The sequence below is a fragment of the Mesorhizobium wenxiniae genome, from assembly GCF_002284535.1.
Taxonomy (GTDB): Bacteria; Pseudomonadota; Alphaproteobacteria; order Rhizobiales; family Rhizobiaceae; genus Mesorhizobium; species Mesorhizobium wenxiniae.
This window is the reverse complement of record NZ_NPKH01000024.1, coordinates 164,030-177,576: the sequence shown is the minus strand read 5'-3', so window position 1 is coordinate 177,576 and position 13,547 is coordinate 164,030. Positions and strand designations below refer to the sequence as shown.

Here is a 13,547-nt window from a genome sequence, read left to right as displayed (position 1 = left end):
GTTGTCTCCAGGTCACTTGGCGGCGGGTCACTTGGCGGCGAGATGCGGAGCGATCTTGACGCAGGCCTCGCACAGGCCCTGCACCGCCGCCACCGAACTGTCGAACATCTTCTGCTCGGGCTTGCTGAGCTCGATCTCGATGATGCGCTCTACGCCGCCGGCACCGATCACCACCGGCACGCCGACATAGGTGTTCTTGACACCATACTGGCCGGAGAGATGCGCAGCACAGGGCAGCACGCGCTTCTTGTCCTTGAGATAGGCCTCGGCCATCGAGATCGCCGAGGCGGCCGGCGCATAGAAGGCCGAACCGGTCTTGAGCAGGCCGACGATCTCGGCGCCGCCGTCGCGGGTGCGCTGCACGATCTGGTCGAGCTTTTCCTTCGAGGTCCAGCCCATCTTGACGAGGTCGGGCAGCGGGATGCCGGCGACCGTCGAATAGCGGATCATCGGCACCATGGAATCGCCATGGCCGCCGAGCACGAAGGCGGTGACATCCTCGACCGAGACCTTGAATTCCTCGGCCAGGAAATAGCGGAAGCGCGAACTGTCCAGCACGCCGGCCATGCCGACGACATGGCTCTTCGGCAGTCCGGAAAACTTCTGCAGCGCCCAGACCATGGCGTCGAGCGGGTTGGTAATGCAGATGACAAAGGCTTTCGGCGCGTATTTCTTGAGACCCGCGCCAACCTGCTCCATGACCTTCAGGTTGATGCCGAGAAGGTCGTCGCGGCTCATGCCGGGCTTACGCGGCACGCCGGCGGTGACGATGCAGACGTCGGCTCCCTCGATGCCGGCGTAATCGTTGACGCCGGTCAGCCTGGAATCGAACCCATCGACCGGCGACGACTGCGCGATATCCAGCCCCTTGCCTTGCGGGATGCCCTCGGCGATATCGAACAGCACAACGTCGCCGAGATCCTTGAGGCCGATCATGTGGGCGAGCGTGCCGCCGATCATGCCCGAGCCGATAAGCGCTATCTTGTTGCGTGCCATGTCAGGAGGTTTTCCCTTTAGACTGTGACGGCGCCCAAATTCTTCACGAATTTGATGACGGCGTCGAGGAAGGAGGCCGGAATGCTGCGGGGAAGCCGCAAAGATTTCGCCGCACCCAATAGCCCCGGCGCACAAAATATTCAAACGATTATTTCGGAGTGAGTTATTTCAATCGGTTAGATCGATTGGGATTTACGTAAACGTTAAAGTTTATAAGCCGACTTGGGAGATTTTACACAATGCATGTGGAAATCGTAAGGCTCAACCAAGGCGATGACGCCCTTGTGATGCGGGTGGCCGAGGATGTGTTCGATGAACCGGTCAGGCCGGATCGGCTGGCAGCGTATGTCCGCGAACCCGACCATTTTATGGTCGTCGCCGTGGCCGAAGGCATAGTCGTCGGTCAATGCGCCGCCGTCATCCACCGCCACCCGGACAAGGGGAGCGAACTCTACATCGACGAAGTCGGCGTATCGCCGGCCTTCCTGCGCCAGGGCATCGCGACGAAGATGCTCGACCCCATGTTGAGCTCGGCCGCGAGCTTGGCTGCGAGGAGGCCGGGGTCGCCACTGAGCCGGACAATATTGCGGCCCGCGCGGTGTATGAGCCGCGGAAGGAGCCACATGGGGCGGCGGAGGAGTTCGTGATGTATGTGTTTGACTTGTAGGGCATCACAGCGGGACCGAACCTTTTGGCGATGGCGGGACAGCACCCCCTCTGTTCCGGCAGGACAGAGAGGGGTGTGACGGGACGCTACGAAACAAGGTTTAGGCCTGCGCCTGCCTCGCCTCCACAGGCACCACCTTCCCCCTCTGCCTCCCCGCCCAGTCTTCCAGCCATTCATGGCTCTGCATCTCGATCAGGCGTGACGCGGTGCGCTCGAACTCGAAGACCTCGTTGCCGCGCCTGGCCGTGTACAGCTGCGGTGGCGGTGCAGCGGCGCTCACCACCAGCCGCACATGATGATCGTAGAGCGTATCGATCAGCAGGATGAAGCGCTTGGCCTCGTTGCGCATGCCTTCGCCGAGCGCCGGCACATGATCGATGAAGATGGTCGAGAAGCGGCTGGCAATCGCCAGGAAATCGCGGGCACCGAGCGGTTTTTCACAGAGATCGGCAAAGGAAAACCGCGCCGCTTCGCCGGCGGCTCGCGGCACCACGACCTGCCGGCCCTTTACCGTCAATGCCGCCTCGGCAGTCCGCCGGCCACGCGTCATCACTTCCCAGGCCTCGTCGAGGACAGCATCGGCGGCGGCATCGGCAGGGGTGACATACACCGGCAGGCGGCTGAGCTTGTCCAGCCGATAGTCCTTGTCGGCATCCAGCGCCAGCACCTGCGCATGCCGCTCCAGGATGCCGATGAAGGGCAGGAAAAGCTGGCGATTCAAGCCGTCGTGGTAGAGATCCTGCGGCGCGACATTGGACGTGGCGACCAGCACGACGCCGTTGGCAAACAGCGCCGAGAACAGCCGGGACAGGATCATCGCATCGGCGATGTCGGTGACGGAAAACTCATCGAAGCACAGCACCCAGGCCTCCTCGGCCAGCGCGCGGGCCACCGGCGCGATCGGGTCGTCTTCCCTGACGGCGCCCTCTTTACGCGCCTGCCGGTGCTTCTGGATGCGATCCTGCACATCGGCCATGAAGTCGTTGAAATGGACACGACGCTTGCGCCTGACCGGCACCAGCTCGAAGAACATGTCCATCAGCATGGTCTTGCCGCGGCCGACGCCGCCATGGATGTAGAGGCCCTTGACGGCCTCGCGCGTTTCACGCTTGCGGGCGAACAGCCAGCCCAGCGCGCTCGATTTGTGCGCCAGCCGCTTTGCCGAGATCTCATCGATCAACCGGTCGAGTGCCGCGACGATCCGCTCCTGCGCCGGATCGCGGTCGATCAGGCCGGTATCGACCAGATGGTCGTAGCGCTGCCGGACGGTCGCATGGGTCTGAAGGCCGTCACGCAGATGCATCGGTCACGTCGTTCTAGAGCAATTCCAGGAAAGTGTGTCTCGGTTTTCCGTCCGGAATTGCGTAAAAACAAAAGACAGCAATTCCAGGAAAAGTGTGTAGCGGTTTTCCGTTCGGAATTGCGTAAAACAAAATAAGCGGCGGGTCAGCCTCTTGTAAGCGAGATCGGCAGGCCGTTGGAAGTCTGGCCGTCGAATTTCTCTCCGCCCGAGGAATAGAGCCGTGCCAGCGTGCCGCCGTTCTCGTCGTAAAGCGTCAACTGCTTGCCGGCGACGTTCCAGGACTTAATGCCGTTGATCGGCGCCGGACAATGCAGCGGCCCGGCCCGGTAGCCGGCGCCGAACTTGGTCTGCGGCGTCGCCACCTGGCAGCTCTGGCCGGACACGCTGGCCTTCCACACGCCGGCGACGCTGGAGGCGGTAAGATCCGGCGCTCCGGCCGGAGCCGTCCCGTCCGGCGGCAGCGAGGCAACCTGAGGGCCTTGCGGCGCCGTCGGAAATTTCGACGGGTCGGCAGTGCCGGGCGCCGCCGGCGGCGGCAGCTGATTTGCGGTCACCGTGCCGGAGGGCGCGGCCTCAAGCGGCGACGGCTGCTGGTCCATCGACGAGAACCGTGACGTTGAACAGCCGCTCGCAACGAGCGCGGCAAGCGATACGGCCAGCAGACCGGTTTTAGAAAAATTCATTTCAAACCTCCGTCGGATCCGGCTGGGGCTGCCGTCCGCACAATATCCCCTTCACCAAGATGGAGAAGGTGGCGAAATTTCAACCCGATATGGTTAAAATACCATTTGCGGCAGCATCTGTTGCAACTTTACCACAAAATGCAGTCGTCAAAGCCTTCTCTTCGGGCCTGACTCGAGGCTGCGCAGCGGTTGCCTGTACAGGCGTGACCTGGCGTCCGGCCGCCAAATGATTGCGCCAGCCCGCTTCGGTCCTATCTCTGGTGAAACGGAACCCTGCCGGAGGCGAAACCTTGGCTGCGAGAAAAAGAGCCGCCAATCGCTACTATAGCGGCCCGCCCAGCGATCATTTCGACGGCACCTTGTTCTTCAATCCCAACGGCAAGCCGCCTGCCCGCTTTTCCGATCTTTTGAAGTGGCAGCTGGGCGGCGAGCGCTCGAAATGGCCGGCGGCGAATCCGAGTCCGTTTCATCAAGCGACACCGGCCAACCGGATCGACGGCTCCGGGCTGAGGCTGACCATGGTCGGCCATTCCACGCTGCTCATCCAGACAGCCGGCCTGAACATCCTCACCGACCCGGTCTGGTCGCAACGCGTCTCGCCGCTGTCCTTTGCCGGGCCGAAACGGGTCAATCTGCCGGGCATCGCCTTTTCCAACCTGCCGCCGATCGACCTCGTTTTGGTCAGCCACAACCACTACGACCATCTCGACCTCGCCACGCTGAAGCGGCTGAAGACAAAGCACGACCCGCTGGTGCTGACGCCGCTCGGCAATGACGCCATCATCGACGATGGCGTTCCCGGCATGCGGCTTTCCGTGCATGACTGGGGCGAGAGGGTCGAGATCGGCAAGGACGTCGCCGTCTATGTCGAGCCGGTGCACCACTGGTCGGCGCGCGGCACCCGCGACCGGCGCATGGCGCTGTGGGCGGGATTTGTGGTCGAGACGCTGGGCGGAAAGGTCTATTTCGCCGGCGACACCGGCTTCCACGACGGCATCAACTACCGGCTGATGGCCGAAACGCACGGCGGCTTCCGCCTGGCCATCCTGCCGATCGGCGCCTACGAGCCGCGTTGGTTCATGGCGCCACACCACCAAAACCCGGAGGAGGCGGTGCAAGGCATGCTTTTGTGCAACGCCGCCCATGCTGCCGGCTGCCATTGGGGCACGTTCCGGCTGACCAACGAGCCGATCGACGAGCCGGCCAGAAAGCTTAGCGAAGCCCTCGACGATCAAGGTATCCCGCAAGAACGCTTTCGCGCCTTGCGTCCCGGCGAAGTCTGGGACGTGCCGGCGCTCTAGGCAGGCGGCCGGCTTCGCGGCCATCGGACCCCCTGCGGAACCTGGGCGACGCAAACGCGTTGGTCAGCATCTACAACCGTCGGCTGCAAGGGGTCTCCCCATGATCAAATGGATCATCATTCTTCTGATTATCGCGGCCGCGGCCAGCCTGCTCGGCATGCCGGCATTGGCCGGAGCGGCCGCCACCGGCGCCCGTATCCTCATCGGCATCGTGCTGATCATCTTCCTGCTGATCGTGCTCGGCGTTTTCGCAGTGACGTAGCGCATCGGCCCGAATTCGGAATGATTTTCGGAAAGCACGTTGCGCGGGTTCAACGTGTCAGAGCTTACTTTGGGCGTCCAAATGGACGCACGTCGCTCTGACGCGTGCGCACACTGGTAATTTCGGCCGGTATCCGCCATATAGGCGCCAAACCGGCATGAGACCTTTCGATCCATGGCAAGCACTGCCCCCTTCGCCAAGATGAACGGCATTGGCAACGAGATCATCGTCGCCGACATGCGCGGTCGCGCCGATCGGGTGACGCCGGCTGCCGCGCTTGCGCTCAATGCCGATGCCGCGACGAAATTCGATCAGATCATGTCGATCCACGACGCCAGGACGCCGGGCACCGCCTTTTTCATCGACATCCTGAATTCCGACGGAACCGGCGCGCAGGCCTGCGGCAACGGCATGCGCTGCGTGGTGCAGGCACTTGCCGCCGAGACCGGCCAGAAGACGTTCGCCTTCGAGACCGTCGCCGGCATCCTCAACGCCGAAGAACATGCCGACGGGCTGATCTCGGTCGACATGGGCAAGCCGCGTTTTGGCTGGCAGGATATTCCGCTCGCCGAGGAATTTCGCGATACCCGCATGATCGAGCTGCAGATCGGCCCGATCGACGCGCCTGTGCTGCACTCGCCCTCGGTCGTGTCGATGGGCAATCCGCACGCTATCTTCTGGGTCGACCGCGACGTCTGGTCCTACGAACTCGACCGCTTCGGCCCGCTGCTCGAAAACCACCCGATCTTCCCCGAACGCGCCAACATCACCATCGCGCGGGTGACCTCGCCCGAGACGATGGTCATCCGCACCTGGGAGCGCGGCGCCGGCCTGACCAGGGCCTGCGGTACGGCGGCTTGTGCCGCCGTCGTCGCTGCCGCGCGCACCAGGCGGACCGGACGCAGCGTCTCTCTGGTGACACCCGGCGGCGGTTCGCTGCACGTCGAGTGGCGCGGCGACGACCACGTCATTCTCACCGGCGCCGCCGAATGGGAATTTTCCGGCAGCTTCGACCCGTCGACCGGCGTGTGGGCCCGCGACACCGAAAGCGCCGCCTGATGGCTCCTCTTGCCAAGAAGGGTCCCGCTCTTTCCAGGGACGCCACACTTCCCAAAGGTGTAGACGTCGTCACCTTCGGCTGCCGGCTGAACACCTACGAATCCGAGGTGATGCGGCGGGAGGCGGAGAGCGCCGGCCTTGGCGCGCTGGAAGGCGGCGCAATCATCTTCAACACCTGCGCCGTCACCGGCGAGGCGGTGCGCCAGGCAAAACAGTCGATCCGCAAGGCCCGGCGCGAGAACCCGGCCGCCCGCATCATCGTCACCGGCTGCGCGGCGCAGACCGAGCCGCAGAATTTCGTTGCCATGGACGAGGTCGATCTCGTCCTTGGCAATGAAGAGAAGCTGAAGGCGCATTCCTATCGCGCGCTGCCGGATTTCGGCGTCAACGATACCGAGAAGGCTCGCGTCAACGATATTTTTTCGGTACGCGAGACGGCCGGCCACATGGTCGACGCCATCGAGGGCCGGGCGCGGGCCTTCGTCCAGGTGCAGAACGGCTGCGACCACCGCTGCACCTTCTGCATCATCCCCTATGGCCGCGGCAATTCGCGCTCTGTGCCGATGGGCGCCGTGGTCGAGCAGGTCGAGCGGCTGAGCGGCAATGGTTATGCCGAGATCGTGCTGACCGGCGTCGACATGACCAGTTTCGGCGCCGACCTGCCTGGCAGCCCGAAACTCGGCAAACTGGTCAAGACGATCCTGAAGCAGGTGCCTGGCGTGAAACGCCTGCGCCTCTCGTCGATTGATTCGATCGAGGCCGACGACGACTTGCTCGACGCCATCGCCACCGAGCCCCGGCTGATGCCGCATCTGCATCTGTCGCTGCAGGCGGGTGACGACATGATCCTGAAGCGGATGAAGCGCCGGCACAACCGGGATCAATCGATCCGTTTTTGCGAGGATTTGCGCAAATTGCGTCCCGGCATCGTCTTCGGTGCCGACATCATTGCCGGGTTCCCGACCGAGACGGACGCTATGTTCGAAAAATCGCTGGAGATCGTCGAGGAATGCGGGCTGACGCATCTCCACGTCTTCCCGTTCTCGCCGCGCGAAGGCACCCCCGCCGCGCGCATGCCGCAGCTTCGCCGCGAACTGGTCAAGCAGCGTGCGGCACGGCTGCGCGCCGCCGGTGACGCCGCTTATCGCCGCCACCTCGCTGCACTCGCCGGAACACGCCAGTCGATCCTGGTCGAGCGTGACAGGCTCGGCCGCACCGAAGGCTTTACGCTTGCCACGATCTCCGAGGGCGCGCCGGGCGAAATCGTTGAGGCTGATATCGCCGGCCATGATGGCGCGCGCCTGATCGCGGCGCCGCTTGCCGCCCGCGCCGCCTGAGACGCAGGAACATGGCTGGTTTTCTCAAGAAGATATTTTCGTTCGGCAAGAAGGAAGTGGTCGAGGAGCGGATCGACGAGTCAGCACCCCTGCCGCCGATCAAATGGGACGCGCTGGAGGCGCTGAAGCCGGCCGCCGAACAGACTGTTCCGGAATTTTTGATACGCGAAGAGCCTCGGCCCGAAGCAGAAGCTGTGCCTCCGCCGCCAGTTGAGCCGGAAGCACCGCCCGCGCCGCAGCCGGCGCCTGTTGAAGAGGCCGAGCCCGAACCTGCGCCGACCATTCGGCCCGAGCCGGACATCCAGCCGGAACCTGCGCCGGTCGAGGAGCCGGAGGCGCCCGCCGAACAGGCGGCGCCAAAGGAGATTCCGGTCGCTCCCGTCATTCGCCAGCCAGCTCGGGAGGCAGAGCCGGAGGAAATTCCTGAGCCAGAGCCGACGCAGGAGATCGTTCAGTCTGAGCGTCCGTCATCCGAACGTGGCGCTGCCACTCATCCGCCTGCCGGCACCTTCTCCCGGTATAGGGACGGGGAGAAGGGTGCTGATCGTCACGCCGAGCCTCCTTTTGAAAGCGGCAAAGAAGAAGCTCCTACGCTGACGCCCCCCTCTCCCCGTCCTTTACGGGGAGAGGGTGAGGGTGAGGGGCAGCGCGGACCTGCGCAAGATGCACCGCCGGCCGAGCCCCCCTCAACTGCGCCCGAGCCTGAAGCGCCGCAAGCCGAAATCCCGCCCCCCATTCGCCAGCCGGCGCCGGTCGAGGCGAAGCCGGTCCGCGCCGAGATCGCGCCCGAGCCTGAAGCCGTGCCAGCGCCCCACCCTCCCCTCGATGGGGAGGGTCGCCGCGAAGCGGCGGGGTGGAGTGACCGCCCCGGCGCCAGTCACCCCCACCCCCGAGCTTCGCTCGGGACCTCCCCCATCGAGGGGGAGGTAAAGCGCGAGGCCGTTCCGCAGCCGCCGCCGGAGCCAAAGCCCGCCCCCGGCAAGGTCACCGTAACCAAGAAGGTCGAGCAGAAAGCCGGGCCGCAGAAGGCGCCGGAACAGGCACCGAAACGCTCTTGGTTCCAGCGCATGAAGGAGGGGCTTGCCCGCTCTTCCCGGGAACTGTCCGGCAACATCGCCGGCGTCTTCACCAAGCGCAAGCTCGATGAGGACACGCTCCAGGATCTGGAGGACGTGCTGATCCGCGCCGATCTCGGTATGGAAACGGCCCTGCGCATCACCGATTCACTGGCCGCCAGCCGCTACGGCAAGGACGTCTCCGAGGCGGAAGTCCGCGCCATCATGGCGACCGAAGTGGAGAAGGTGCTGACCCATGTCGCTTTGCCGCTGGAGCTCGACCTCAGCCACAAGCCGCATGTCATCCTTGTCGTCGGCGTCAACGGCACCGGCAAGACCACGACCATCGGCAAGCTGGCGGCAAAGCTCACCGATGGCGGCCTATCGGTGATGCTCGCAGCCGGCGACACGTTCCGCGCGGCGGCGATCGAGCAGTTGAAGATCTGGGGCGAGCGCACCAAGTCGCCGGTCATCGCCTCGAAGCTTGGCGCCGATGCGGCAGGTCTTGCCTACGACGCCTTCGAACAGGCCAAGCAAGCCGGCTCCGACGTGCTGATCATCGACACCGCCGGGCGGCTGCAGAACAAGACCGAGCTGATGGCGGAACTGGAAAAGATCGTCCGGGTGCTGGGCAAGCTCGATCCGGAGGCGCCGCACACCGTGCTGCAGACGGTCGACGCCACAACCGGCCAGAACGCGCTCAACCAGGTCGAGATCTTCCGCAATGTCGCCGGTGTCAACGGCCTGGTGATGACCAAGCTGGACGGCACGGCACGCGGCGGTATTCTGGTGGCGATCGCGGCAAAGCACAAATTGCCGGTCTATTTCATCGGCGTCGGCGAACAGGTCGACGACCTCGAACCATTCTCCGCAAGCGAGTTCGCCAGGGCGATCGCTGGAGTGGCGTAACAAGCATGATCCCAAAAAGTCGCAGACTTTTTGGACAGGAAAATGCGCAAGAAGGAAAGCCTATGAACCCGCGCATCCTCGAACGCGACCCGTCCGACCCGCAGAAACAGAAGAAGGAAGGCGTCAATCCGCTGCTCAAGATGGTGCTGGAGCTCGGCCCGTTGATGGTGTTCTTCTTCGCCAACGCGCGCGGCGCATGGCTGACGCAGAAATTTCCGGCGCTGGCCGAATTCGGTGGGCCGATCTTCGTCGCCACCGGCCTGTTCATGGCCGCGACCGCGATCGCGCTGATCGCTTCCTGGCTGCTCACCCGCACCTTGCCGATCATGCCGATGGTATCGGGCGTCGTCGTCTTCGTCTTCGGCGCGCTGACGCTCTATCTGCAGGACGACATCTTCATCAAGATGAAGCCGACCATCGTCAACATGCTGTTCGGCGGCGTGCTGCTCGGCGGGCTGTTCTTCGGCAAGTCGCTGCTCGGCTACGTCTTCGATTCGGCTTTCAGCCTCGATGCCGAGGGCTGGAAGAAACTCACCTTCCGCTGGGGCCTGTTTTTCCTGTTTCTGGCCCTTGTCAACGAAGTGGTCTGGCGGAATTTTTCCACCGACGCCTGGGTTACCTTCAAGGTCTGGGGGATCATGCCGATCACGCTTCTTTTCACCTTCAGCCAGATGCCGCTGATCATGCGCCATTCGCTTGAAGGTAAGACCGGAAACGAAGAGAAGGCCGGCAAGTAACGGTTAAGGAGAGGGCATGGAATTCGTCACCACGCGCGAGGTGCTGAGAACGATCTACAAGACGCCTCGGCCGACCGACGGCTCGATCCGCAAGGAATTGAAGGCGCTGGATGGCCACAGCCGTTCCTTCATCGGCAAAAGCCCGTTCGTGCTGATCGGCTCCTCCGACGGCGCCGGCAATGCCGATGTGACGCCGAAGGGCGACAGACCGGGCTTCGCCGCCGTGCTTGACGAGAAGACCATCGCCATCCCCGACCGGCCCGGCAACAACCGGCTCGACACGCTGGAAAACATTCTTCTCAACCCCCCGGTCGGGCTGCTCTTTCTCATACCAGGCATGAATGAGACTCTGCGCGTCAACGGAGATGCCCGCATCACTGTCGATGCGGCTTTGCGCGAGCGGCTCGCCGTCGACGGCAAGGAACCGCAAAGCGTCGTCCTGGTGACGGTCAAGGCCGCCTACATGCATTGCGCCAAGGCTTTCATGCGCTCCGATTTGTGGAAGCCAGAAACCTGGTACGACCGCGCGACGTTGCCGACGCTCGGCCAGATCCTGCGCGACCAGCTGGCGCTCGCCGATTCGGCCGAGGCGACCGATCGCTGGCTGGACGAAGAATACAAACACACCATGTGGTAAATCTGCTCGGGCGCGATCCGCCCGAGAAGACATAGCAATGTGCTCGCTTGCATATTGCTTGGCGGCCGCTCAGTAGGTCTTTGCGCCGTTGACCATCAGCCGGACCATGTAGAGCGAGGTCGTGCCGGCGATGTAGAGGCAGTTCAGCTTGTTGCCGCCGAACACGCAATTGGCGACGACTTCCGGCACCTTGATCCTGCCGATCAGCGTTCCGTCCGGATCGTAGCAATGGATGCCGTCGGCGGCACTCGTCCAGATCCGCCCTTGATCGTCGAGCCTGAAGCCATCGAACAGGCCGGCCGTGCAGTCGGCGAAGACATTTCCGCCGGATACCTTCCTGCCGCCCTCGTCGACATTGAACACCCGCATATGCGCCGGATTCTGGGCGCCATGCGTGCGACCGGTGTCGACGACATAGAGCTTGCTCTCGTCGAGCGAGAAGGCAAGCCCGTTGGGCCTGACCATATCGGTGATCACCGCTTCGATCTCACCGGTGCCGGGGTCGGCCCGGTAGACATGACAGGCGCCGATCTCGCTCTCGGCCTTGTCGCCCTCATAATCGGTATCGATGCCGTAGGTCGGGTCGGTGAACCAGATCGAACCATCGGACTTGACCACCGCGTCGTTGGGCGAGTTCAGCCGCTTGCCGCGCCATTTGTCGGCGATGGTGGTGATCGAGCCGTCATGCTCGGTGCGGCTGACGCGGCGGCCCGAATGCTCGCAAGTGACCAGCCGGCCCTGCCGGTCGACGGTGTTGCCATTGGAATTGCCGGACGGCTGGCGGAACACGGTGACGCTGCCATCGGTCTCGTCGTAGCGCAGCATGCGGTTGTTAGGGATATCGGACCACACCAGATAACGGCCGGCCGCAAACCAGGCCGGCCCTTCCGCCCACCGGCATCCGGTGAACAGCTTGTCCACCTGCGCGTTGCTGTTGAACAGTCGCGCAAAACGCGGATCGAGAATCTCGTAGTCTTCGGCGGCCATGGTTTTCTCCCGGTCATGCAAATCGCTAGTGCCGGGGCGATCAAGCCAGCCGGAGATCGATATGGCAAGATCGTTGATATCGGATCTTGAGACATTGGGGCAAAACGCGGCAAGGCCGCCCTTGCTCAACGACGGGCCTAACGACGGCGCTCATGTGCCGTTAACCGGCTATGCGTCCAGCGCAATGGTGCATTGCAACATCTTCTTTTTGCAAGGCACTATAACTATGTCATGCTCCATATCGATCAGGGAGGAACAACCTGCCGCAACAATGCGGCATAAAAGGAACCTCGCTATGATTCTCGACAACCTCATGAGCCGCGCTCGCACCAGCATCGCCAAGCGCCGGCAATACAACCGCCTCATCGCCGAAATAGACTCCTTTTCCAGCCGCGATCTGGCCGACATGCGCGCCGACCGCAGCGAAATGCTCTACCAGGTCCACAAGCAGATCTACGGCTGAGGCGAACGCATGATCCCGAACCGAAGGTCAGCGCAGCAAAAAGTTGCAGACTTCGGACGAGATCATGCGCAACCAGAACGGTTTGATTGGGCTTAGCCAATCCATTCGATCCAGCGGCCGTGGTAATCGCAATTGGCCAGGCGGCGTGTCTCGCCGCCGGGCCATAGAGTGAGGCTGAGTACCGCCCACTGCTTTGTGGGATCGCACGGCTCCATCCTCAGCCTTGCGATAGGCGCAACGGCCGTGGCATCTCTGCCCGCCTGCTCCAGCGTGGCGGTGATGGCATCCTTGGTCGCCCGCGGCAGGTATTGCCACATGATCGAATGATAGAGCACGAAGGCGCCGCCCTGCTGCTGCCGTGCGGCCAGTGCCTTCTCGACAAAATCCGCCGCGTCCGCTTTGACAAGCAGCGGTTGAACCTTTTCGGCAAGTGACAGCGCGGCGTCGAGCCGGGCCAGCCGTGCCGTCTGATCGGCCCAGACGTAAGACCGAAGCCGTAAACGCGCCGCTGCGTCGGCGATGTCGAACGGCGCGATGTCGCAGCCGGCGCGATGGCGGACGTTGATCGCTCCTCCAAGTGGAACAGCGTGGCCGCGCACCTCCGGTGCCAACGGGACGGGGGAGGCCGGGTCTCCCCAATCGGCATCGCCGTAGCGGTAGTGAAAGCTGTCGAACAGGAGATTGAGCCCGGCGCTGGCACCGATCTCGCACAAGTCCAGCGGCAGGCCGGTTTCCCGCGCGATCGTCAGAAATCCAGGCAGCAGCATCGCCGACCGGGCGATTTCATTGGTCTGCGGCGCGCCGGCGAGGCCGGCGACGATCTGCTCGTCGGATCGCGCAATTGCCTCCGGCAGCACCGCCGCGATCTCGGATACACTTGTCTGGTTGGGCGGATAGATCACTGCCAGCCGCTCACTGGCACCCGTCAGGACCAACGCATGCAGCGCGCCGCACACGCGCAATGCGAGGCCGTCGGCGCGCGCGTCGCCCGGCCAGCCGAGCACCGCCCGCCCGGTCCTGGTGTTTGCGTCGAGAACCTTGGCCAGCGCACGGCATAAATTCGCGGTGAAAGGCGAGCCAAGTCCATCGCAGGCTTTCGCCTGAGCCAGAAAATGGTCGCGGATGTCTCGTTCGTCCATCGCGTTTCCGGT

The 13,547-nt window shown here is 63.5% G+C and carries 14 protein-coding genes; 9 read left to right on the top strand and 5 right to left on the bottom strand.

The window, feature by feature from the left end:
- Nucleotides 1-27: 27 nt before the first annotated feature.
- Nucleotides 28-996 carry a malate dehydrogenase gene (gene mdh, locus CIT31_RS20200; protein WP_095520073.1) on the bottom strand — a complete coding sequence of 323 codons (969 nt, stop codon included), beginning with the start codon at nucleotides 994-996 and terminating at the stop codon, nucleotides 28-30.
- 239 nt (nucleotides 997-1,235) lie between these two features.
- Here mdh and CIT31_RS20195 point away from each other — a divergent pair, with 239 nt between their 5' ends.
- Nucleotides 1,236-1,643, top strand: a complete 408-nt coding sequence (locus CIT31_RS20195; protein WP_245316402.1) for a GNAT family N-acetyltransferase — start codon at nucleotides 1,236-1,238, stop codon at nucleotides 1,641-1,643.
- A 120-nt stretch (nucleotides 1,644-1,763) separates the two neighbouring features.
- On the opposite strand, the gene zapE is transcribed toward CIT31_RS20195, so the two are convergent.
- A complete protein-coding gene (zapE, locus tag CIT31_RS20190) occupies nucleotides 1,764-2,966 on the bottom strand; it encodes a cell division protein ZapE (protein ID WP_095520072.1) in 1,203 nt (400 codons plus the stop codon).
- Between the two features lie 143 nt (nucleotides 2,967-3,109).
- The gene (locus CIT31_RS20185; RefSeq protein WP_095520071.1) at nucleotides 3,110-3,649 is read right to left on the bottom strand and encodes an AprI/Inh family metalloprotease inhibitor; all 540 of its coding nucleotides are present in this window, start codon (nucleotides 3,647-3,649) and stop codon (nucleotides 3,110-3,112) included.
- Nucleotides 3,650-3,939: 290 nt separating this feature from the next.
- Here CIT31_RS20185 and CIT31_RS20180 point away from each other — a divergent pair, with 290 nt between their 5' ends.
- The 7 genes from CIT31_RS20180 to CIT31_RS20150 all read left to right on the top strand — a co-directional run bounded on the left by CIT31_RS20180 (nucleotide 3,940) and on the right by CIT31_RS20150 (nucleotide 10,946).
- Entirely contained in the window at nucleotides 3,940-4,950 is a 1,011-nt protein-coding gene (locus tag CIT31_RS20180; protein ID WP_095520177.1) for an MBL fold metallo-hydrolase, read from the top strand.
- Between the two features lie 100 nt (nucleotides 4,951-5,050).
- Complete coding sequence (locus tag CIT31_RS20175; RefSeq protein WP_040987840.1) at nucleotides 5,051-5,212, top strand: DUF1328 family protein; 162 nt, start codon at nucleotides 5,051-5,053, stop codon at nucleotides 5,210-5,212.
- Nucleotides 5,213-5,386: 174 nt separating this feature from the next.
- Nucleotides 5,387-6,271, top strand: a complete 885-nt coding sequence (gene dapF, locus CIT31_RS20170; protein ID WP_095520070.1) for a diaminopimelate epimerase — start codon at nucleotides 5,387-5,389, stop codon at nucleotides 6,269-6,271.
- Nucleotides 6,271-7,608, top strand: coding sequence for a tRNA (N(6)-L-threonylcarbamoyladenosine(37)-C(2))-methylthiotransferase MtaB (gene mtaB / locus CIT31_RS20165; RefSeq protein ID WP_095520176.1), 1,338 nt, complete (start codon nucleotides 6,271-6,273; stop codon nucleotides 7,606-7,608). The genes dapF and mtaB overlap by 1 nt, the downstream gene beginning before the upstream one ends.
- An 11-nt stretch (nucleotides 7,609-7,619) precedes the next feature.
- Nucleotides 7,620-9,572 (top strand): signal recognition particle-docking protein FtsY, encoded by a 1,953-nt coding sequence (gene ftsY, locus CIT31_RS20160; RefSeq protein WP_210199811.1) that lies wholly within the window; start codon nucleotides 7,620-7,622, stop codon nucleotides 9,570-9,572.
- A gap of 62 nt (nucleotides 9,573-9,634) precedes the next feature.
- The gene (locus CIT31_RS20155) at nucleotides 9,635-10,309 is read left to right on the top strand and encodes a septation protein A (RefSeq protein ID WP_095520069.1); all 675 of its coding nucleotides are present in this window, start codon (nucleotides 9,635-9,637) and stop codon (nucleotides 10,307-10,309) included.
- A gap of 16 nt (nucleotides 10,310-10,325) precedes the next feature.
- Nucleotides 10,326-10,946 (top strand): pyridoxamine 5'-phosphate oxidase family protein, encoded by a 621-nt coding sequence (locus tag CIT31_RS20150; protein ID WP_095520068.1) that lies wholly within the window; start codon nucleotides 10,326-10,328, stop codon nucleotides 10,944-10,946.
- Nucleotides 10,947-11,015: 69 nt separating this feature from the next.
- On the opposite strand, the gene CIT31_RS20145 is transcribed toward CIT31_RS20150, so the two are convergent.
- A complete protein-coding gene (locus CIT31_RS20145; RefSeq protein ID WP_095520067.1) occupies nucleotides 11,016-11,933 on the bottom strand; it encodes an SMP-30/gluconolactonase/LRE family protein in 918 nt (305 codons plus the stop codon).
- Nucleotides 11,934-12,228: 295 nt separating this feature from the next.
- On the opposite strand from CIT31_RS20145, the gene CIT31_RS20140 reads away from it, so the two are divergent.
- Nucleotides 12,229-12,396: a hypothetical protein gene (locus CIT31_RS20140; protein ID WP_084646772.1), complete on the top strand. Its 168-nt coding sequence runs from the start codon at nucleotides 12,229-12,231 to the stop codon at nucleotides 12,394-12,396.
- A 92-nt stretch (nucleotides 12,397-12,488) separates the two neighbouring features.
- Here the strand turns inward: CIT31_RS20140 and CIT31_RS20135 are convergent, their stop codons facing one another.
- The gene (locus tag CIT31_RS20135) at nucleotides 12,489-13,535 is read right to left on the bottom strand and encodes a DUF2332 domain-containing protein (RefSeq protein WP_095520066.1); all 1,047 of its coding nucleotides are present in this window, start codon (nucleotides 13,533-13,535) and stop codon (nucleotides 12,489-12,491) included.
- Nucleotides 13,536-13,547 lie beyond the last annotated feature (12 nt).